Below are 19,074 nucleotides of genomic sequence, written 5' to 3'. Positions count from 1 at the left end.
AGGATCCACCAAGCAACCGCCCGCCGCAGCCACTACCGGCGACGCCTCGCCGAGCCCTCAACCGGATAGATCACGAAGTCACACTGGAGTACTAGCCCAGGCCGTGCTGCAGTGGCAACCCCGGCTCACCCGAGAGGCTTACGGCGCAACGGGGTTGGACCGCATCGGGTGGTGCGCGGTGACCGCTCGCCGGAACGATTCGTTGGTCGGTGCGGCACACCGCACCACCGATCCGAAGAGGTCCCCCGTCATGTCCGAACCCTCTGCCACATCGCAGTCCCCGAGCCGCCCGTCGGGCTCAGCCGCCGGCGGCCCGGCCCGGCCCACGACCCCCAAGACCCTGCTTGAGCAGATGCAGGAACTGCTCGCCTCGGTGACCGCGGACCTCACCGCGCTTCAGTCCGGCACCCGAACCACCCCGGCCGCCGCCTACCCGGCCGACATCGACACCTCCGACGCCCCAGCCGCTCCGGGCACCCGGTAGTCCGGCACCCGTTCCTCCTCCGTCGGCCCGCCCTCACCCGGCGGCCCGAGCCGCACCACCAGTAACGGCGAACCCCCGCCGGCCCGTTCCGGTTCCGCGCCACCGAGCGCCGTCCGCTCCACTCCTCCGCCCCGATCGGCCGCCTTCCGCAACCGCGCGGTCACGTCCGTGCACTCCGACATCGCGTCGACGCCGTCGATGCACGTCCAGTACAGACTCTCGGTGTCGGCTCCACAGGCCAGCACCACCAGCGTCTCCCCGACCTCCCGCAGCAGTTCGTCCAGCGCCCCCAACGTCGGCCCCAGGTCGCCGAGTTCGGTGAGCCGACCGGCACGCCCGCCGCTCACCGGCCCACCGCCGGCAGCGGACCTGTCCAGGCAGACCGCCGCATGCGCCCCCGCCTCGGAGAGCTGCTGGCCGAGCCCGGTCAGCTCCTCGTCCTCGGACTCCGCCAACCGGGCGCCCACCGCTTCCGTGAGCAGCGCGGCCTGCCGTGCCTCGCCCAGCACGTCCGGCACCTGCCTGGCCTCCGCCAGGGCGTGCCGGGCCGTCTTGATCAGTCGCAGCGCCTCCATGGCCCCCGCTCCTTCCGCTCGTCGTCGCCGTCGACCGGCACCACCGCCGGAGCGGTGGTGTGGTCACGGGAAGAGCGTGCGGAAAGGGCGGGGTGGGCCGCATCCGGCTTGTCGGAAGCTGTGGAAAACCCGGGTGTTGTGGATAACTTCCGTCCCTCACAGGGGTGGTCAGCCCACGTCCGGGTTGACGTCGCTCGCTGCGTCCGGCGCCGGGAAGCGTTGTTCGTTGCGGTCGATCTTGGCGGCGAGCGCCTCCAGCGGGTCCACCCCGACCACCGTGCAGAACTGCACCAGGTACGCCAGCACGTCCGCGACCTCGTCCCGCACCCGGTGGGCCCGCTCCGGATCGGACATCACCGCGCCCGCCTGTTCGGGCGTGAGCCACTGGAAGATCTCCAGCAGTTCGCCCGCCTCCACGCTCAGCGCCGCCGCCAGGTTCTTCGGCGTGTGGTACGGCTCCCACCGCCGGGCCGCCGCGAACTCCACCAGCCGCTGCCTCAGCCCTTCCAAGGTCAGCTTCCCGGACTCCGCCGCACCCTCGGCCACCCCGTCCACCGCAGGCTCCCCCGCCCTCGTCACTCGTTCGTTCACGCCCCCAGGTCTACCGCATCCCCGTCCCCGGCCACAGCCGGGGCGTTCCGGCCCTCGCCCCCCGCCGAGCCACCGGCAGCCGCCGAGCCACCGGCAACCGACGGACCACCGGCAGCCGACGGACCACCGGCAGCCAACGAGTCACCGGCAGCCGGGCCCGCAACGGCCGCCGAGCCCTCCTCCCCGCGCCCGCACTGGACCGGCACCCGGGCCGTCTCCGGCCGCAGCACCGTCAACCCCGTCGCCGGATCCCGTCGGCACTCCACCAACGCCACCTCCCCCGCCGACCCCCCGGCCGCCCCGAACGCCTCCCGCGCCGCCGCCGGCTCCTGCAGCGCGGCCACCACCCGCAGCTGGTTGCGCCCCGCCATGTCCCGCGCCAGCCGCAGCAGCGAGGCGGCCTGTTCGGTGGCGAGCCCCGCCCCCAGGTCCTCGGCGAGCACCGTGAGCTGCCGGTGCGCCCACGGCACCTCGGCCGCCACGTCCAGGTCGAGCACCCCGGCCCCGGTCAGCAGCACCGCCGCGAAGGCGAGGTGGCGCAGCATGCCGTCGGAGGCCTGGTCGGCCCCGGTGCGCCCGAGCACACCCTCGTCGAAGACGGCCAGCACCCGCCGCCCGCCCTCGCGCTCGGCGAGGGTGAGTCCGAGCAGCGGGTGCGGCGCGGCGGCCTGGACGGCCCGCAGCAGTTGCCCGTAGCGGCGTGGGCACTCGTGAGCGAGCCGGTTGATCACGGCCGAGATGTTGGCGGCGTTGCTGCGCAGCCTGGCCTGCGGGTCGGCCTCGGCCCAGCCGCGCATCAGCGCGGGGACGGGGTGCAGCGGGAAGACCTCGCGCAGCGCGGTGAGCAGGTCCTCGACCGCGGCCAGCACCAGCCGCTCGCCGGTGGACGAGCCGGCCACCCGCAGCGGCAGCTGAGCGGTGATCATGGTGCCGCTGGGGAACGGCGCCCGGATGTCCCCCTGCCGGGTGTCGTTGTGCCAGCACACGTTGACGCGCCCGTGCCGGACGTCCTGTTCGCCGGTGTCCACCAGGATCCGGCCGTCGAGGCTGAGCGACTCCCGGGCGATCCGGACCGTCCCATCGGTGCGGATCACCAGGTCGAGCCGGATCCGGCCGCGCGGTGAGCGGACGGTGCAGCCCAGGATGACGGCGTCCCGCCCGTGCGGCACGCACCCGTCCAGGCCGCCGCGCACGGGCGTGGCGAGCGGGCCGGTGCGGCCGGGCAGTCCGTTGAGGGATCCGGTGACCTCCTCGCCGAGGGCGAGCCGGGACAGGACGGCCAGGGCGTCGAGCGCGTTGGACTTGCCCACGCCGGCCGGTCCGTGGAGCACGGTGAGCGGCGCGAGGGGCAGGACGGCCCGCCGGTAGGACTTGAAGGCGGTGAGCCGCAGCTCCTCGACGGTGGGGCGGGGCGCGGGTGGCCGGTCGGCCCCCGGAGCGCCGCCCGGGCGCAGTGGGGCCGGCCCGGCGGGCGCGGCGGCGTCGCGGTTCACCCGTCGGACGTTAGCCGTAGGCCGACCGGGAGAAACGTGCCTGCTCGGCAGATTCATCCCAACGTGGGGGACCTGCCGCACACCGCTGACTACAACGGACGCCGGTAGGCGGCCACCGTCACCGAGGCGGTCACCTCGACCGGTTCCGGCAGGGCCGCGAGGGCGGCCTCCAGCCGGTCGGCGTCGGTGTGCCAGGCGCTCGGGCCCATGCCGACGACGGTCCGGACGTCCTGGGCGCCGAGCCGAAGGGTGAACTCGACCGACCGCTGGTCGACCGGCGTCAGGTACGGGCCGAGCTTCTCGTCGATCCGGCGCTGCTTGTCCTCGTCCACCGACAACAGGCCGAGGGTGGCCACGAGTTGGCGCAGATGGCCGGCGGTGGGCGAGACCAGCAGCAGGGTGCCGCCGGGGCGCAGCACGCGACGGATCTCGGGGCCGTTGCGCGGGGCGAAGACGTTGAGCATCAGCTTGGCGGAGCCGTCGCGCAGCGGCAGCGGGCGCCAGGCGTCGCAGACCACGGCGCCGATCCGGGGGTGGGCCTTGGCGGCGCGGCGCAGGGCGAACTTGGAGATGTCGAGGGCGGCGCCGACCCGGCCGGGCAGGGCGTCCAGGACGTGCGCCAGGTAGTGGCCGGTACCGGCGCCGAGGTCCGCGACCAGGCCGTGCGGGCTTTGCGGGCCGTCCAGCTCGTCCGTGCCGTCCGATCCGGCACCGCCCGCCGACGCCGCGGCGCCGACCAGGGCCGTGGCGGCGTCGGCGAGGGCGTCGGCGATCGGCCGGTAGTGCCCGGCGGCGAGGAAGTCGGCGCGGGCGGCGACCATCTCGGCGGTGTCCCCGGTGCCCGTGTGGGCATCACCGGCGAGGAGGCTGACGTAGCCCTGCTTGGCGAGGTCGAAGCTGTGTCCGGCGGGGCAGCGCAGGCTGCGCTCGTGCCGGGTGAGGGCCTGCGCGCAGTGGGGGCAGGCCAGGTAGGGCTCGATGTCCTGCAGCAACGTTCCGTCTTCTCTCGCCGTTCGGCCCCGGCCGGTCGGGGGCGCCAGCCAGCCTAACCACCCCCGCCCTCCGATGGCCGCCTCCGCTGCCGCGCCCGCCTCGCCGACACCGGCGATCGGCCCGGACGAGTCGACGACCGGCCGCCGCCGCCGCCCGGAGCTCACCCCAGGGGCAGCCCGGCCCGACCCCGCTCCGCCGCGACGCGCAGCACGAGCCCGGCGAGCGCCTCGGGTGCACCGGGCCGCCCGCGCACCCCCGGGAAGGCGTTGACGTCCACGATCACCGGCTCGGCGGCCCCGTCCAGCAGGTCGACCCCGTACACCTGCAGTCCGAACACCTCCCCCACCCGCAGCGCGAGCGCGGCCAGGCCCGCGGGTGGCTCCCACTCCCCCGCGTCCGCCGACCCGCCGTCCCCGGAGGAGAGTTCGGAGCGGCGCCGGGCCGCGAACAGCTGCCCGTCGACCACCCACAGCTTCTGGTCCCAGCCGCTGCCCGGCACGTACGGCTGGGTGACGACCTCTTCCTCCGGCCAGCGCTCGACGAGTTCGCGCAGCCGGGCCGGGCCGTCGACCAGGGCGACCAGGTCGTGGCGCCGGCTGTGCCGGCTCTTCACCACGAACGGGCGGCCGGGGTCGGCGAGTTCGGCCAGCCGGCCGGCCGCGACGGTGGACGCGAACGGCAGCCCGGCGCCGAGGGCGAGTTCCGCCATCCGTACCCGGTCCTGGCAGAGTTCGGTGGCCGCCGCCGAGTTGACGACGACCGCGCCGCGCTGCTCCAACTCCCTGGCCAGCGAGAGCGCTTGCGGTGTGCGCGCCTTGAGGAGGTAGACGTCGGCCGGCGAGTCCCCGCAACCGCCCGGCTCCACGACCTCGACCCGGCACCCCCGCCGCACCAGCAGTTCGGCGGCGGCGGCGAGCACGGGATGCCCCGGGTCGCGCGCGATCAGCCCGACCCTCACCGCAACTCACCGTCCACCAGGCCGAGTCGGTCGTAGTCCTCGCCGCCCGCCGGTACCAGCGAGGGCACCGACACCGCCGTGCCGCTGCGCGCGAGGCGCAGCACCGCCCGGGCGACCCGCGCCACCGCGTCCGGCACCTGCCGGAAGCTCGGGAAGTCGTTGACGTCCACCACCACCGGCCCGTCCGGCCCGAGCAGCACGTCGATCCCGTACAGGTCGAGCCCGAAGACCTCGCCCACCTGCGCCGCGATCCGCGCGACGCTCGCGGGAAGCGGCACCTGCCGCTCGCGCACGCCCTCCCCGGGGTGCAGCGGGGAGGAACGTTCCGTCGCGAAGAGTTCGCCGTCGACGCAGTACACCTTGAGGTCCGTGCCGCTGTTGGGCACGTACGGCTGCGCGATCAGCAGCCCCTCCCCGGCGAGTTCGGTCCCGAGGCCGATCAGGTCGTCGGGCCCGGCCACCAGTCGTACGCCGCGCCCGGAGCTGCCGTCCGCCGGCTTGACCACCAGCGGGTACTCGGCAGCCGGGATCTCGGCGAGCCGTTCCCACCGGGCGGCGGCGTAGGTGACCGGGACGGGCAGGCCGCGGGTGCGGGCGATCACCGAGGCGAGCGCCTTGTCCCGGACGCCGCGGATCGAGCGGACGTCGTTGACCGTGGTGAGGCCCACCGCGGCGGCCGCCTCCAGCAGGGTGAGCCCGGGGCCGCCGGAGACGGTCTTGAGCACCCAGGCGTCGTGGCTGCCGGCCCGGACCGCCTCGGAGATCGCCATCAGCGAGTCCCCGGGGCGCACCACGTCCACCCGGTGCCCCCACGCGGTGAGTTGGCGTGCCACGTCCAGTGGCATGCCGTCCCGCCGGTAGTGCTCCTCCACCAGAAAGCAGAGCCTCATGGGCCTGACTTCCCCCTTGCCTCGCTGAGTGCGGACGTCCGCCGTCCCCCTCGGCAGAGCTGTGAAGGCCTCAGCATGCCCGGCGTACACGCACAAGATCACCGCGAGCTGGTAAGCGTTCGGCAACAATCGAACCCCCGGAGGCCGCACGCCCGTACGGCCGCCGCACGGGACGCGCGCCCGCCGCACGAAACGGTGCCGCCGCCCGAAACGGTGCCGCCACCGAAACGGCGCCGCACACAACGGTGGCACCTCCCGAAACGGCAGCGCCGCACAAAACGGTGGCGCCGCACCGATGGCCCTGCTTGGATGCACGCCGTGACTTCAGCTGATCATCTTCCCGATCCCGCCCTCCTCGACGGCATCGAGCGCTACTACGACGCCGTGCCCCGCAGCGCCGCCATCGCCGAGGACTTCGGTCCGCTGACCCTGTTCGTCCGCAGGGGCAGCACCGGCTGGCACTACTACGCCCGCCCGACGCCCGGCCACGACGGCCCGGCCGCCACCGCCGAGGACGTCCGCCGGGTGCTGGAGCGGCAGCGGGAGCTGGGCCTGCCGGAGGCCTTCGAGTGGGTCGCCGAGCGGAACCCCGAGCTGCGCGCGGCGGTGGAGGCGGCCGGGCTGACGGTGCACGAGCACCCGCTGCTGGTGCTCGGTCCGCAGGACGAGGCGGCCCCGGCCCCGGCCCTCCCGGAGCGGACCGAGGTGCGGGTGCTGGCCGCGGACGCCCCCGAGCTGGCCCACGCGGTCGCCGTCCCGCACGTGGCCTTCGGCAACCCGGGCACCGCCACCGGCGACGCCGGGGCGGCCGAGCTGGCCGCGAGCGCGGCGACGCTGACGGCCGACGGCGGGGTGGCGCGGATCGCGCAGCGGATCACCGACGGAGTCACCGTGCTGGCCGCCGCACTGGAGGGCCCCGACGTGCTGTGCGCGGGCCAGCACAACCCGGTGGGCCAGGTCACCGAGGTGGTCGGGGTCGGGACGCTCCCCTCCGCCCGGCGGCGCGGGCTGGGCCTGGCGGTCACCGCGGCCCTGGTGGCGCACGCCCGCGCCCACGGCGTGCGGACGGTGTTCCTCTCCGCCTCGGACGAGGACGTCGCCCGGATCTACCGCCGGGCCGGCTTCCGCCCGTTCGCGACCGCCCTCATCGCGGAGCCGGCCGCCCCGGAGGCCGGGCAGGACGCCCGGCTGGGCTCCGAGGCCTAGCCCGAAGGCCGGCGGGAACGGGCACGGAGCTCAGTCGTCGTCCTCGTCCTCGTCCTCCGCCCCGCTGACGCCCTCTCCCTCCGCCTCGTCGACCACCCAGGCCGCCAGCCGCTCGGCGACCCCGGACACCCCCAGCCGCCCTTCCCGGATGGCCCGGGAGAGGCTGCGCACCTCGCGCGCGGTGGTGGCGACGGTGCAGCCGCTGGCGACGAGGTAGGCGTAGGCGACGGCGGTCGCGAAGAGTTCGTTGGTCTTCTCCAGCGCCGGAACGCGGATCAGCTGGTGCATCAGCGCGGCCGCGCGGTCCTGCGGTTCGGGGTAGACGGAGATGTCGAAGATCTCGGCCTGGTGTCGGGTGACGGCCGCGAGCAGCGAGCCGTAGTCGGTGACCTGCGGGTCACCGGGCGTGTACTGCTCGGCGGTCATGAGCAGCCACGAGAGGTCGACCTCCAGCTTCAACGGCGCACGTCCTGGAGCTCGCCCGAGTCCCCGAACTCGGCGAGGAAGGCCGTCTCGTACTCCTTCATGAACTGCGCGGCGGCGTCGATGAAGGCCCGTCCCGACTCACCCATGTCCTGCTGGACCAGGCGCTCGATGTACTGGTTCATGCTGATCCCCTGCTGCTCCGCCCGTTCCCGGGCCATCTCCGCGGTCGTGGCGTCCACTCGGACGTTCAGCTGCTTCTTGCCCATACCGTTCAAGCTAGCGCTGAAGTGCTAGCACAACAAGGGCGCGCGCACCCCGGCCGTACACCTCCCGCACGCCCCCGCGCCACCTTGAGGCCGCGGGCCCGTCGAGTCCCTGCCGGAGGATGCGCCGGCCGGCGCATCCTCCGGGCGTGACCGGACCTACCCTGAACCTGACCGGATCTGACTTGAAGAGTCCTTACCCATCCGGGACTCTGAACTCCCCTGAGCGTTCCCCGAGCGGCACCGACCGGGTTTTCTGGAGGCCGGCAATGACAGCCATGTTCGACCAGGAGCTGCGCGAGCAGCTCGCCCAGGCCCGGCGGGACCTCGCGGCGGCCAGGGCCGAAGGGGACGCCGACGGCGTCCAGGCGTACGAGGGCCGGATCGCCTCGCTCCTCAGGCTCGCCGCCCAGCACGGCATCGACCTTCCGCACAGCGCCGACGAAGAGGAACGCAACGACTGACCGCACCCGCCGCGCGCACCCCTCCGGCGCACAGCACCCGGCACCGCACCGCCCGGCACCGCAGCACCCGGCACCGCACCGCCCGGCACTCAGCGCCGGCACGCACGCGCAGCACGCCCGCTCACACACCCACAACGCCAGGAGGCGGCCCCCGTACGCCACGGGGTGCCGCCTCCTCGGTGTCCTGTCCGGGCCGTCCGTCGCCGGACCCCGGGATCACTCCCCGACGGGCTCCAGGATCGCCACGCACTCGAAGTGGTGCGTCATCGGGAACAGGTCGAAGGCCCGCAGCGAGACCGGCCGGTAGCCGCCCTCGCGGAAGAACTTCAGGTCCCGGGCGAGGGCCGCCGGGTCGCAGGCCACGTACGCGATCCGGCGCGCCTCCAGGCCGACCAGGTGCGCGACGGTCTCCCGGCCGGCGCCCGAGCGCGGCGGGTCCAGCACGATCAGGTCGGTGGCGGTGATGCCGGTGCGCGGCAGCAGCGTCTCGACCCGGTCGCACTCGATCCGCACGTTGTCCAGCGCGGCCAGGTTGTGCCGGGCGTCGACCACGGCCTGCTTGGCGGACTCGATGCCGAGCACCGCGCCGTCCTCGCCGACCCGGTCCGCCAGCGCGCCCGCGAACAGGCCGACCCCGCAGTACAGGTCGAGGGCGTTCTCGCCCCACTGCGGGTCCAGGCCGTCCAGCACCGCGTCGACCAGGGTGTCCGGCGCCTCCGGGTGGATCTGCCAGAAGCCGCCGTTGCTGACCCGCCAGGTCCGCCCGGCCGCCCGCTCGCGCACGAAGCTGCGGCCGTGCACCTTGTGCACGTCGCCCTGGTCGTCGATCCGCGCGATCGACACCGGCTTGTCCAGCTCGACCAGCGGCAGCTGGGCGCCCTCGCGCGGGGTCAGCACCACCTGGCGGTCCGAGGAGCCGCTCGCGGCGATCGCCTCGACGCTCGCCACGCCCGGCCAGTCCCGGGACTCGATGCCCAGCTCGCTGACGCCCTCGGCGGCGATCAGGCAGCGGTCGATCGGCTGCACCTCGTGCGAGCGGTGCTTGCGCAGCCCGACCTTGCCGCTCCGCGCGTCCACCGCGTACTGCACCCGGGTGCGCCAGGCCGGCACCTGCCCGGCCGGCAGCTTGCCGCCGACCGGCTCGACGCTGCCGTCCCAGCCCGCCTCGGCCGGGGTCAGCCCGGCCAGCTTCGCGAGCTGCTCGGTCAGCACCGCCGCCTTGAGCTTGCGCTGCCCGCCCGGGGTCACGTGCTGCCAGTCGCAGCCGCCGCACTTGCCGGGCCCGGCGAACGGGCACGGCGCCTCGATCCGGTCCTTGGCGGGCTCCAGCACCTCCACCGCGTCCGCGCGCAGGAACCGCGAGGTCGTGGTGCCGTCGGTCACCAGCGCGACCACCTTCTCGCCGGGCAGCGCGTGCCGGACGAACAGCACCCGCCCCTCGTGCCGGGCCACGCAGTGCCCGCCGCCGTGCGCGACCGGACCGACCTCGACCTCGTAGCGCTGACCGGCCAGCGGCTCCCCGGAGGGCGCCTCGGGCCGGGACGTCCGCGCCGCCGCACCGCGCAGCGCCTTCGGCGGCCGCACCGCCTGCTTGCGCGGCGCCTTCCGCGCGGAACCCGCAGCGCCCGCAGCGCCCTTACCGTCCCGCGAGTCCCGCGAGTCCCGGGCCTGCTTCTCGCCCCGCGCCTGCTTCTCGCCCCGCACGGGCTTGTCGCCCCGCACCGGCTTCTCCGCCGGAGCCTCCCCCGGCACGACCGGCGCCGTGCGCGCCGTCAGCCCCTCACGGTCGGTGGCCTCCGGCCGGTTCGGCCGGCCCCAGCGCGGCCGGGCCACCTGCCCGGGCTGGGAGCCGCCCCGACGGGCGCCCTTGCCCTTGCCGGAGGCGCCGGAGGAGCCCGAGGAGCGGGGCGGAGTGTTGCGCGTCACTGGGAGGAATCCTTGCTGCGGTCGGTGGCACCGGCGTCGGTCGCACCGGTACGGACGGAATCCTTCGACTTTACGGCCTTCGGAGCCCGAGGCTCGCCACGGCGGACGGACCCGGGCGGCGACCAGGCCTTCTGCGGCATGCGCCGCTCCGAGGACTCCAGCTGCCAGGGCACCGAGGTGACCATCACCCCGGGCTTGAACAGCAGCCGCCCCTTGAGCCGCAGCGCGCTCTGGTTGTGCAGCAGGTGCTCGTACCAGTGACCCACCACGTACTCGGGGATGTACACCGAGACCACGTCCCGCGGGCTGCTGCGCCGCAGGTTCTTCACGTAGTCCAGCACCGGCCCGGTGATCTCCCGGTACGGCGAGTCCAGCACCTTGAGCGGCACCTCGATGCCGCGCTCGTCCCACTCCCGCCGCAGCGCCGCCGTGTCGTCCGGGTCGACGTTGACGGTGACCGCCTCCAGGGTGTGGGCCCGGGCCAGCCTGGCGTACGCGAGGGCGCGCAGCGCCGGCTTGTGCAGCTTGGAGACCAGCACGATGGCGTGCACCCGGGTCGGCAGCGCCACGTCGTCCGGCTCCTCGGCGGCGGTGAGCTCGTCGGAGATCCGGTCGTAATGGCGGCGGATACCCTTCATCATCACGAACAGCACGGCCATCGCGGCGATCGCGATCCAGGCGTGGCCGATCTTGGTGACCAGGACGACGATCAGCACCGCCATGGTCATCACCAGGCCGAAGCCGTTGATCGCCCGGCTGCGCTGCATGTGGCGCCGCTTGGCCGGGTCCGTCTCGGTGCGCAGCAGCCTGGTCCAGTGCCGGATCATGCCGGACTGGCTCATGTTGAAGGAGACGAAGACGCCGACGATGTAGAGCTGGATCAGCCGGTTCGGGTCCGCGTTGAAGGAGATGATCAGCAGGATCGCGGCGATCGCCAGCAGGATGATGCCGTTGGAGAAGGCCAGCCGGTCGCCGCGGGTGTGCAGCTGGCGCGGCAGGTAGCGGTCCTGGGCGAGGATCGAACCGAGCACCGGGAAGCCGTTGAAGGCGGTGTTGGCGGCCAGCACCAGGATCAGGCCGGTGACGGCGGCGACGAAGTAGAAGCCGGGCGTGAAGTTGCTGAAGACGGCCTCGCTGATCTGCGCCAGCGCGGTCTTCTGGTGGTAGCCGGAGCCCGCGCCGACGAGCTGCTCGGCCGGGTTCTCGGCCATCTGCACGCCGGTCAGCCGGGCCAGCCAGATGATGCCCATGAACATCACCACGGCGACGGTCGCCATCATCAGCAGGGTGGTGGCCGCGTTCTTGCTCTTGGGCTTGCGGAAGGCGGGCACGCCGTTGGAGATCGCCTCGACACCGGTGAGCGCGGCGCAGCCGGAGGAGAAGGACTTCAGCAGCAGGAACACCATCGCGAACCCGGCCAGCGATCCGTTGCCCGGAGTGGCCTCCAGGTGGAAGCCGGAGCTCTCGGCGGGCATGTCCTGGCCGAGCACGAAGTGCCGCAGGAAGCCGTAGCCGACCATCCCCATCACGCCGATCATGAAGGCGTAGGTGGGCACCGCGAAGGCGCTGCCGGATTCGCGCACGCCGCGCAGGTTCATGCCCATCAGCAGCACGACCACGACGACCGACACGATCGTCTCGTGTCCGCGTAGCGCGGGGACGGCGGAGACCACGTTGGCGACGCCCGAGGTGGTGGACACGGCGACGGTCAGCACGTAGTCGACCATCAGGGCCGCGGCGACCACCAGGCCGGCGGCCGGACCGTGGTTGACGGTCGCCACCTCGTAGTCGCCGCCCCCGCTGGGGTAGGCGTGCACGTTCTGGCGGTAGGAGGCGACGACGGCGAGCATCACGACCGCCACCACGACGCCGATCTGCCAGGAGAAGTGGATCGCCGAGGCCCCCGCGACGGAGAGCGTGAGCAGGATCTCCTCGGGGGCGTACGCGACCGAGGAGAGCGCGTCCGAGGCGAAGACGGGCAGCGCGATCCGCTTGGGGAGCAGGGTCTCCCCGAGCTTGTCGCTGCGAAGGGCGCGCCCGATCAGGATGCGTTTCGGAAGGTCAGTCGGCATAGGCACGTTAAGGAATCGTAGGCGGTCGCCGGACATTGCTCCGCCGTTTGTCCCCCCCTTCGTCGCGACTGTGTTCGGTGGACCGGCTAGCGTGTCGGATACGAGTCGGCGGGCAACACTGTGGTTGTCGAGCGGTGTCCAGCCGACACCCCCACGAGGACCCTCGTCCCGGAAGGCCGGGCGGGAAACGGAGATGAACGGTGTTTGCGCAGGTCAATAGCCCTACAGGACGGGTGAGGTAGCGCCGGTGCACATCGTCATCATGGGCTGCGGCCGCGTGGGCTCGGCCCTCGCGAGAGCGCTGGAGAAACAGGGCCACTCGGTCGCCGTGGTCGACCAGGACCCGACCGCGTTCCGTCGGTTGGGCGCGGGGTTCAACGGGCGCCGGGTGACCGGTGTCGGTTTCGACCAGGACACCCTGCGCGAGGCGGGCATCGAGGAGGCGGGCGCCTTCGCCGCCGTCTCCAGCGGTGACAACTCCAACATCATCGCCGCCCGGGTGGCCCGGGAGACCTTCGGCGTGGAGAACGTCGCGGCCCGCATCTACGACCCGCGCCGCGCCGAGGTGTACCAGCGCCTGGGCATCCCGACCGTGGCGACGGTCCGCTGGACGGCCGACCAGATGCTGCGCCGACTGCTGCCGAGCGGTTCCGAGCCGCTGTGGCAGGACCCGAGCGGCAGCGTGCAGCTGGCCGAGGTCGCGTACCACCCGGACTGGGTGGGCCAGCGGATCAGCCGCCTGGAGGAGGCCTCCGGCGCCCGGGTGTCGTTCGTCACCCGGCTCGGTGAGGGCGTGCTGCCCTCGCCGCAGATGGTGGTGCAGGAAGGCGACCTGGTGCACGTCATGCTGCGCCGGGCCGACCTGACGGCGGTGGAGGCCGCGTTCGCGCAGGGGCCGAAGGAGGAGGGTCACTGATGCGGGTCGCCATTGCCGGGGCCGGTGCCGTGGGCCGCTCGATCGCGGGCGAGCTGCTGGAGAACGGTCACGAGGTCCTGCTGATCGACAAGAACCCGAACGCCATCTCGGTGGAGCGGGTGCCCATGGCGGAGTGGCTGCTGGCCGACGCCTGTGAGATCACCTCGCTGGACGAGGCGGCGCTGCAGCGCTGCCACGTGGTGATCGCCGCGACCGGTGACGACAAGGTCAACCTGGTCGTGTCGCTGCTCGCCAAGACCGAGTACGCGGTGCCGCGGGTGGTCGCCCGGGTGAACAACCCGAAGAACGAGTGGCTCTTCAACGAGTCCTGGGGCGTGGACGTGGCCGTGTCCACCCCGCGCCTGATGTCCGCGCTGGTCGAGGAGGCGGTCAGCGTCGGCGACCTGGTCCGCCTGATGCGCTTCAGCCAGGGCAACGCCAACCTGGTCGAGCTGACCCTGGCCGCCGAGGCCGAACTGGTCGGCACCCGGGTCGGCGGGGTCGCCTGGCCGCAGGACACCGCGCTGGTGAGCATCATCCGCGAGGGCCGGGTGCTGGTGCCGGGCAAGGACGACACCCTGGAGGGCGGCGACGAGCTGCTGTTCGTCGCCGCGCAGGAGCGCGAGGAGGAGCTGGAGCAGCTGCTGTCGGCGACCTCCGGCGCCCAGTAGGGCCTGTCGCCGGACGGCCGACGGCCGAGGGCCCGCATCCCCGTCGCGGGGTGCGGGCCCTCGGCCGTGCTGGTGGGCGTGGGCTGTCTGCTGCCGCCGGACTGCCGTAGCGGCTACTTGGCCGGCTCCTCCTCGTCGTCGTCCACCGGCGCCTTGATCGGCGGCGGCGCCTTCAGCAGGATCTGCCAGGTGACGTACATCGCCAGCAGCAGCGGCGGGATGCCGAGAGCGACCTTCAGCCAGCCGAGCAGGTTGACGTTGTGGGTGAAGTACAGCGGGAAGAGGATCACCGGCTTGAGGCCCATGATCACCACCCAGGCCCAGGTCGCCTTGGTGTAGGCGGCGAGGCGGCCGGGGTTCTCCTTGCGCCAGGTGAACATCTCGCCGGTGATCGGGCCGAGCATCACCCCGATCATCGGCCAGCGCGCCAGGGCGGAGACCGCCAGGGCGATGCAGTAGCCGACGTTCCAGAGCAGGCCGGGCAGGTAGAAGTCCTCGGCCTTGCCGCTCTTCATCGCGATCCAGGCACCGAGGGCGACGCCGAACACGCCGCTGAAGGCGTGCTGGATGGTCTCCCGCCGGGCCAGCCGGGCCACCACGAACAGCGCGCTCAGGCCGAGCGCGGCCCAGGCGGCGGCGCTGACTTGGTGGGTGACGTTGTAGGTGACGATGAAGACCAGGCCGGGCAGCGTCATGTCGATCATGCCGCGCACGCCGCCGAAGGCCTGCAGGACGGTGTCGGCGGCCTCCTTGGAGGCGGCCTTGCGGGCGGCCTCGGCGGCCGCCGGGTCCAGGGGCCGGTCGTCCGCGGCCGGCCCGGTGCCCTCGATCGTCCGCGGCAGGCCGTCCACGGCCTCCTCGGCGGCGGCGGCCTGCCAGGCGGCCACGTCGGCGGCGTCCAGGTCGATCCGGGCGGCGGCATCGCCGCCGGGGTGGTTGCTCACGCTCACTCGCTCCCGTGTCCGACCGGACGCAGCTCATAGCGGGGGTTGAACAGCACGCGGCGCCCGCGTGCGTGGCTGATCCGGCCGCTGGCGACCAGCCGGCGGCCCGGCTCTATGCCGGCGATCGAGCGGCGGCCCAGCCAGACGACCTCCAACGCCTCGGTGCCGTCGAAGAGCTCGGCCTCCAGGGCCGGCACCCCGGCCCGCGGGCGGAGCGTCACCGTACGCAGCGTGCCCGCGACGGTGACCAGCTGACGGTCGGAGCAGCCGGCGATCGGCGTGCAGCCCGACTCGGCGGCGCTCTCCTGGCGCAGGTCCTCGGCGTCCAGTTCCTCGGCCGAGGAGGTCAGCCGGCTGAGCATGCGGCGGAACCGCCCCTGCGGCTGCCCGCTGCTGTTGTCACCACTCATGTCGGCAGGGTACCGGTTTCCGGGCTCCCGGCGGCAGGCGTCGCAGCCGCCGGGGGCCGCCCCGGTCAGCTCTCGAAGCGGTAGCCCATGCCCGGTTCGGTGATGAAGTGGCGCGGGTGCGAGGGGTCGCGCTCCAGCTTGCGGCGCAGCTGGGCGAGGTAGACCCGCAGGTAGTTGGTCTCGGTGCGGTACGCCGGGCCCCACACCTCCTGGAGCAGCTGGGTCTGGCTGACCAGCCGTCCGGCGTTGCGGACCAGGACCTCCAGCAGGTGCCATTCGGTGGGCGTGAGGCGTACGTCGGTACCGTCCCGGTTGACCTTCTTGGCGGCGAGGTCGACGGTGAAGCTCTCGGTGACGACCAGCGAGTCGTCCTCCCCGGCCACCGGCTCGGCCCGGCGCACGGCGGCCCGCATCCGGGCGAGCAGCTCGTCCATCCCGAAGGGCTTGGTGACGTAGTCGTCGGCACCGGCGTCCAGGGCCTCGACCTTCTCGTCGGAGGCGTGCCGGGCGGACAGCACGATGATCGGCACCCGGGTCCAGCCGCGCAGACCGCGGATCACCTCGACGCCGTCCATGTCGGGCAGTCCCAGGTCGAGCACGACGACGTCCGGATGGCGGGCGGCGGCGAGTTCCAGGGCGCTCGCGCCGTCGTGGGCCGCGTCGACCTCGTACTTGCGGGCCTTCAGGTTGATCACCAGTGCGCGGACGATCTGCGGTTCGTCGTCCACCACGAGGACCCGGGTCATTTACGGGCTCCGCCTTTCGGGCTGTCGGTTCTTACGGACTGTGTGTCGGCTCTTGCCGCGACGCGCGACGTCGCCGGTTCCCAGGTGACCGGCCGGGGCCAGGTGACCGGCCGGGGCGGGGGACCGGCCGGTCTCATGGGATCAGCTGCGGGAGCGGATCGTGGCCGTCGCCGCTCGCCTCGGGCGGTTCGTCCGGCTCGGGCGGCCGCTCGACCGCGGGCAGGCTGACGACCATGGTGAGGCCGCCGCCGGGCGTGTCCTCGGCGGTGACGGTCCCGTCCATCGCCTCGACGAACCCGCGCGCCACGGCGAGCCCGAGGCCCACCCCGGCGCCGCGCGGAGCGTCCCCGTAGCGCTGGAACGGCGCGAAGATCCGCTCCTTGGCGTCCTCGGGGACACCCGGCCCGCGGTCCACGATCCGCAGCTCGACCCGGCCGGGCCGGCCGGGCTGCTCCAGGGCGTCGGCCTTGACCAGGACCCTGACGCCGTCCGGGCTGTACTTGACGGCGTTCTCGACCAGGTTGGCCAGCGAACGCTCCAGCAGCCCGCCGTCGGCCCGGATCATCGGCAGCGTCTCCGGGACCTCCAGCCGGACGGATTCCGGCGGCACGCCGCCGAGCGCGTACGGCACCACCTCGTCCAGGTCGGTCTCCTGGATCAGCGGGGTGACGGTGCCGGTCTGCAGCCGGCTCATGTCGAGCAGGTTGTTGATCAGGTGGTCGAGCCGGTCGGCTCCGGCCTCGATCCCGGCCAGCAGCTCGGCCTCGTCCTCCGGGTCCCACTCGACGTCGGCCGAGCGCAGCGAGCTCACCGAGGCCTTGATCCCCGCCAGCGGGGTGCGCAGGTCGTGCGAGACGGCGGCCAGCAGGGCGGTCCGGATCCGGTTGCCCTCGGCCTCCCGGCGGGCCACCACGGCCTCCCGGGCCAGGCGGCGGCGTTCCAGCACCACGGCGGCCTGGGCCGCGAACGCCCCCAGCAGCCGCCGGTCCGCGCCGGGCAGTACCCGGCCGCGCAGCACCAGGGCCAGGCTCTCGCCGACCGGCACGTCCACGTCGGCTTCCTCGGGGCGTGCGGGCGGGCGCGGCCCGGCGGTGGCGACCGGCAGCCAGCCGCCGGTCGGCTCGGGACGCTCCAGCAGGGCCGCGCTCTCCTGTCCGAAGGTCTCCCGGACCTGCTCCATCAGCGCGGTCAGAACCCCGTCCCCGTTCGGCGCGCCGCGCAGCACCGTGCCGGCCAGCGCGCTGAGCGTCTGCGCCTCGGTCTGGGCCCGGGCCGCCTGGTGGGTGCGCCGGGCCGCCAGGTCCACCACGGAGGCGACCGAGCAGCCCACGACGGTGAATATCGCCACCGCCATGATGTTCTCCGGCTCGTTGATGGAGAACGTGTGCAGCGGCGGGGTGAAGTAGAAATTCAGCACCGAGGAGCCGACCAGCGCCGAGCCGATCGCCGGCAGCAGCCCGCCGACCAGCGCCGCGAGCACCGTCAGCGACAGGAACAGCAGCATGTCGGTGGACAGGCCCAGCCCGCCGATCGTGGTCAGCACGATCGCCAGCAGCGGCGGACCGGCCAGCCCGATCAGCCAGCCCGCGACGGTCCGGGTCCGGCCCAGGTCGGTGATCCGGCGCACGGATATCTTGCCGCGGCGCCCGTGCCCGGCGTGCTCGTGGGTGACCATGTGGACGTCGATGTCCCCGGCCTTCTGGGTGACGAGGGTGCCCACGCCCGGCCCGTACAGGTACTGCCAGCGGGGCCGGCGGCTGGTGCCCAGCACGATCTGGGTGGCGTTCACCCCCCGGGCGAAGTCCAGCAGGCCGCCGGCCGGGTCGTCGCCCAGGACGTTGTGGAAGGACCCGCCGAGGCTCTCCACCAGCACGCGCTGCTCGATCAGCGTCTGCGGCGAACCGGTGCCCGCGAGGCCGTCCGAGCGGGAGATGTGCACGGCCAGCAGCTCACCGCCCGAGACCCGGGCCGCGATGCGGGCCGCCCGGCGGATCAGCGTCGCCCCCTCCGGGCCGCCGGTCAGACCGACCACGATCCGCTCCCGGGCCTGCCAGATGCCCTCGATTCCCTGCTCGGCACGGTACCTCTGCAGGTATTCGTCCACCCGGTCCGCGGTCCACAGCAGTGCCAGTTCGCGCAGCGCGGTCAGGTTGCCCGGGCGGAAGTAGTTGGCGAGCGCGGCGTCGATCTTCTCCGGCGTGTAGACGTTGCCGTGCGCCAGCCGCCGCCGCAGCGCCTGCGGAGACATGTCCACCAGCTCGATCTGGTCCGCCCGGCGGACCACCTCGTCCGGGACCGTCTCCCGCTGGCGCACCCCGGTGATGCCCTCGACCGCGTCGCCGAGCGACTCCAGGTGCTGGACGTTCACCGTGGAGATCACGTCGATCCCGGCAGCGAGCAGTTCCTCGACGTCCTGCCAGCGCTTCTCGTTGCGGCAGCCGGGCACATTGGTGTGGGCCAGCTCGTCCACCAGCGCCACCTCGGGACGGCGGGCCAGGACCGCGTCCAGGTCCATCTCCGAGAACCTCGCGCCCCGGTGCACCACCTGCTGCCGCAGGACGACCTCCAGCCCGGCGACCAGGTCCGCGGTCCGGCGCCGGCCGTGGTCCTCCACGAACGCCACCACGACGTCCGTGCCACGCTCCTGCCGCCGGTGTGCCTCGGCGAGCATGGCGTACGTCTTGCCGACCCCGGGGGCCGCCCCGAGGTAGATGCGCAGCCTGCCTCGTCCCATGAGCACCATTCTTGTTCCGGCCCTGCCCGGGAGCCACCCCCGGACACCTGTTCCCCCCGCCTTCGAGACTACGGCGTGACCGGCGATATTCCGCTGATCAGTGCGGTGATCATGTGGTTTTAGCGGCATATTGACGGAGGACCAGCCACTCGGCGGGGGTCACCGGGCCGACAGGGGCCACCGGGAGCGACCGGCCGGCCGCCGTCCGAATTGGCGACGAAATTGGCGGCAAACGCGAAGAACCCCCATCCGGAATCCGGATGGGGGTTCTTCTGAATGATTGTTCGGCGGCGTCCTACTCTCCCACAGGGT

At 73.4% G+C, this 19,074-nt stretch carries 19 protein-coding genes; 5 read left to right on the top strand and 14 right to left on the bottom strand.

Annotated elements, in window-relative coordinates; translation table 11 throughout:
* Positions 1-250: 250 nt before the first annotated feature.
* Positions 251-484 carry a hypothetical protein gene (locus ACIRVF_RS42360; protein ID WP_402830411.1) on the top strand — a complete coding sequence of 78 codons (234 nt, stop codon included), beginning with the start codon at positions 251-253 and terminating at the stop codon, positions 482-484.
* On the opposite strand, the gene ACIRVF_RS42355 is transcribed toward ACIRVF_RS42360, so the two are convergent.
* The 6 genes from ACIRVF_RS42355 to ACIRVF_RS42330 form a co-directional block, all read right to left on the bottom strand.
* Positions 430-1,059: a DUF6099 family protein gene (locus tag ACIRVF_RS42355; protein ID WP_402830408.1), complete on the bottom strand. Its 630-nt coding sequence runs from the start codon at positions 1,057-1,059 to the stop codon at positions 430-432. The two genes, ACIRVF_RS42360 and ACIRVF_RS42355, sit on opposite strands and share 55 nt — an antisense overlap.
* A gap of 168 nt (positions 1,060-1,227) precedes the next feature.
* On the bottom strand, positions 1,228-1,605 hold the full coding sequence (locus ACIRVF_RS42350; protein WP_402830418.1) for a nucleotide pyrophosphohydrolase: 378 nt from the start codon (positions 1,603-1,605) through the stop codon (positions 1,228-1,230).
* A gap of 41 nt (positions 1,606-1,646) precedes the next feature.
* Positions 1,647-3,143, bottom strand: a complete 1,497-nt coding sequence (locus ACIRVF_RS42345) for an AAA family ATPase (protein WP_402830406.1) — start codon at positions 3,141-3,143, stop codon at positions 1,647-1,649.
* Positions 3,144-3,232: 89 nt separating this feature from the next.
* A complete protein-coding gene (locus tag ACIRVF_RS42340) occupies positions 3,233-4,135 on the bottom strand; it encodes a putative RNA methyltransferase (RefSeq protein WP_402830403.1) in 903 nt (300 codons plus the stop codon).
* A gap of 161 nt (positions 4,136-4,296) precedes the next feature.
* A complete protein-coding gene (locus tag ACIRVF_RS42335; RefSeq protein ID WP_402830401.1) occupies positions 4,297-5,094 on the bottom strand; it encodes a RimK family alpha-L-glutamate ligase in 798 nt (265 codons plus the stop codon).
* Complete coding sequence (locus ACIRVF_RS42330; RefSeq protein WP_402830399.1) at positions 5,091-5,984, bottom strand: RimK family alpha-L-glutamate ligase; 894 nt, start codon at positions 5,982-5,984, stop codon at positions 5,091-5,093. Before ACIRVF_RS42330 ends, ACIRVF_RS42335 begins: the two co-directional genes overlap by 4 nt.
* 318 nt (positions 5,985-6,302) lie before the next feature.
* Between ACIRVF_RS42330 and ACIRVF_RS42325 the strand changes: the two genes are divergently transcribed.
* Positions 6,303-7,190, top strand: a complete 888-nt coding sequence (locus ACIRVF_RS42325; RefSeq protein WP_402830397.1) for a GNAT family N-acetyltransferase — start codon at positions 6,303-6,305, stop codon at positions 7,188-7,190.
* 30 nt (positions 7,191-7,220) lie between these two features.
* Here ACIRVF_RS42325 and ACIRVF_RS42320 read toward each other — a convergent pair whose 3' ends face one another.
* Positions 7,221-7,649, bottom strand: a complete 429-nt coding sequence (locus ACIRVF_RS42320; protein ID WP_402830394.1) for a fic family toxin-antitoxin system, toxin component — start codon at positions 7,647-7,649, stop codon at positions 7,221-7,223.
* Complete coding sequence (locus ACIRVF_RS42315; RefSeq protein ID WP_030291064.1) at positions 7,646-7,882, bottom strand: toxin-antitoxin system HicB family antitoxin; 237 nt, start codon at positions 7,880-7,882, stop codon at positions 7,646-7,648. Before ACIRVF_RS42315 ends, ACIRVF_RS42320 begins: the two co-directional genes overlap by 4 nt.
* 266 nt (positions 7,883-8,148) lie before the next feature.
* Here ACIRVF_RS42315 and ACIRVF_RS42310 point away from each other — a divergent pair, with 266 nt between their 5' ends.
* Entirely contained in the window at positions 8,149-8,343 is a 195-nt protein-coding gene (locus ACIRVF_RS42310; protein ID WP_402830392.1) for a hypothetical protein, read from the top strand.
* Between the two features lie 216 nt (positions 8,344-8,559).
* Here the strand turns inward: ACIRVF_RS42310 and ACIRVF_RS42305 are convergent, their stop codons facing one another.
* A complete protein-coding gene (locus ACIRVF_RS42305; RefSeq protein ID WP_402830415.1) occupies positions 8,560-9,855 on the bottom strand; it encodes a class I SAM-dependent RNA methyltransferase in 1,296 nt (431 codons plus the stop codon).
* Positions 9,856-10,265: 410 nt separating this feature from the next.
* Positions 10,266-12,341 carry an APC family permease gene (locus tag ACIRVF_RS42300; protein WP_402830413.1) on the bottom strand — a complete coding sequence of 692 codons (2,076 nt, stop codon included), beginning with the start codon at positions 12,339-12,341 and terminating at the stop codon, positions 10,266-10,268.
* A 247-nt stretch (positions 12,342-12,588) separates the two neighbouring features.
* Between ACIRVF_RS42300 and ACIRVF_RS42295 the strand changes: the two genes are divergently transcribed.
* Both ACIRVF_RS42295 and ACIRVF_RS42290 read left to right on the top strand, forming a co-directional pair.
* Positions 12,589-13,257 (top strand): potassium channel family protein, encoded by a 669-nt coding sequence (locus ACIRVF_RS42295; protein WP_402830390.1) that lies wholly within the window; start codon positions 12,589-12,591, stop codon positions 13,255-13,257.
* A complete protein-coding gene (locus ACIRVF_RS42290) occupies positions 13,257-13,928 on the top strand; it encodes a potassium channel family protein (RefSeq protein ID WP_402830387.1) in 672 nt (223 codons plus the stop codon). The genes ACIRVF_RS42295 and ACIRVF_RS42290 overlap by 1 nt, the downstream gene beginning before the upstream one ends.
* A gap of 113 nt (positions 13,929-14,041) precedes the next feature.
* Here ACIRVF_RS42290 and ACIRVF_RS42285 read toward each other — a convergent pair whose 3' ends face one another.
* The 4 genes from ACIRVF_RS42285 to ACIRVF_RS42270 all read right to left on the bottom strand — a co-directional run bounded on the left by ACIRVF_RS42285 (position 14,042) and on the right by ACIRVF_RS42270 (position 18,762).
* Positions 14,042-14,872 carry a DUF3159 domain-containing protein gene (locus ACIRVF_RS42285; protein WP_402830386.1) on the bottom strand — a complete coding sequence of 277 codons (831 nt, stop codon included), beginning with the start codon at positions 14,870-14,872 and terminating at the stop codon, positions 14,042-14,044.
* A gap of 2 nt (positions 14,873-14,874) precedes the next feature.
* Positions 14,875-15,282 (bottom strand): OB-fold nucleic acid binding domain-containing protein, encoded by a 408-nt coding sequence (locus ACIRVF_RS42280; protein WP_030291048.1) that lies wholly within the window; start codon positions 15,280-15,282, stop codon positions 14,875-14,877.
* A gap of 65 nt (positions 15,283-15,347) precedes the next feature.
* On the bottom strand, positions 15,348-16,028 hold the full coding sequence (locus tag ACIRVF_RS42275; protein WP_033351413.1) for a response regulator: 681 nt from the start codon (positions 16,026-16,028) through the stop codon (positions 15,348-15,350).
* A gap of 133 nt (positions 16,029-16,161) precedes the next feature.
* A complete protein-coding gene (locus tag ACIRVF_RS42270) occupies positions 16,162-18,762 on the bottom strand; it encodes an ATP-binding protein (protein ID WP_402830382.1) in 2,601 nt (866 codons plus the stop codon).
* Positions 18,763-19,074: the final 312 nt, after the last annotated feature.

The sequence above is a fragment of the Kitasatospora sp. NPDC101157 genome (genome assembly GCF_044768255.1).
Lineage (GTDB): Bacteria > Actinomycetota > Actinomycetes > Streptomycetales > Streptomycetaceae > Kitasatospora.
The sequence above is the reverse complement of the archived record's forward strand: the minus strand, read 5'-3'. Positions and strand labels throughout refer to the sequence as shown.

What these genes read in the sequence shown, in the direction of transcription:
- ACIRVF_RS42280 (WP_030291048.1), bottom strand. Translation starts at nt 15,282, where the DNA reads ATGAGTGGTGACAACAGCAGCGGGCAGCCGCAGGGGCGGTTCCGCCGC.
- ACIRVF_RS42270 (WP_402830382.1), bottom strand. Translation starts at nt 18,762, where the DNA reads ATGGGACGAGGCAGGCTGCGCATCTACCTCGGGGCGGCCCCCGGGGTC.
- ACIRVF_RS42290 (WP_402830387.1), top strand. Translation starts at nt 13,257, where the DNA reads ATGCGGGTCGCCATTGCCGGGGCCGGTGCCGTGGGCCGCTCGATCGCG.
- ACIRVF_RS42360 (WP_402830411.1), top strand. Translation starts at nt 251, where the DNA reads ATGTCCGAACCCTCTGCCACATCGCAGTCCCCGAGCCGCCCGTCGGGC.
- ACIRVF_RS42300 (WP_402830413.1), bottom strand. Translation starts at nt 12,341, where the DNA reads ATGCCGACTGACCTTCCGAAACGCATCCTGATCGGGCGCGCCCTTCGC.
- ACIRVF_RS42310 (WP_402830392.1), top strand. Translation starts at nt 8,149, where the DNA reads ATGACAGCCATGTTCGACCAGGAGCTGCGCGAGCAGCTCGCCCAGGCC.
- ACIRVF_RS42330 (WP_402830399.1), bottom strand. Translation starts at nt 5,984, where the DNA reads ATGAGGCTCTGCTTTCTGGTGGAGGAGCACTACCGGCGGGACGGCATG.
- ACIRVF_RS42355 (WP_402830408.1), bottom strand. Translation starts at nt 1,059, where the DNA reads ATGGAGGCGCTGCGACTGATCAAGACGGCCCGGCACGCCCTGGCGGAG.
- ACIRVF_RS42315 (WP_030291064.1), bottom strand. Translation starts at nt 7,882, where the DNA reads ATGGGCAAGAAGCAGCTGAACGTCCGAGTGGACGCCACGACCGCGGAG.
- ACIRVF_RS42275 (WP_033351413.1), bottom strand. Translation starts at nt 16,028, where the DNA reads ATGACCCGGGTCCTCGTGGTGGACGACGAACCGCAGATCGTCCGCGCA.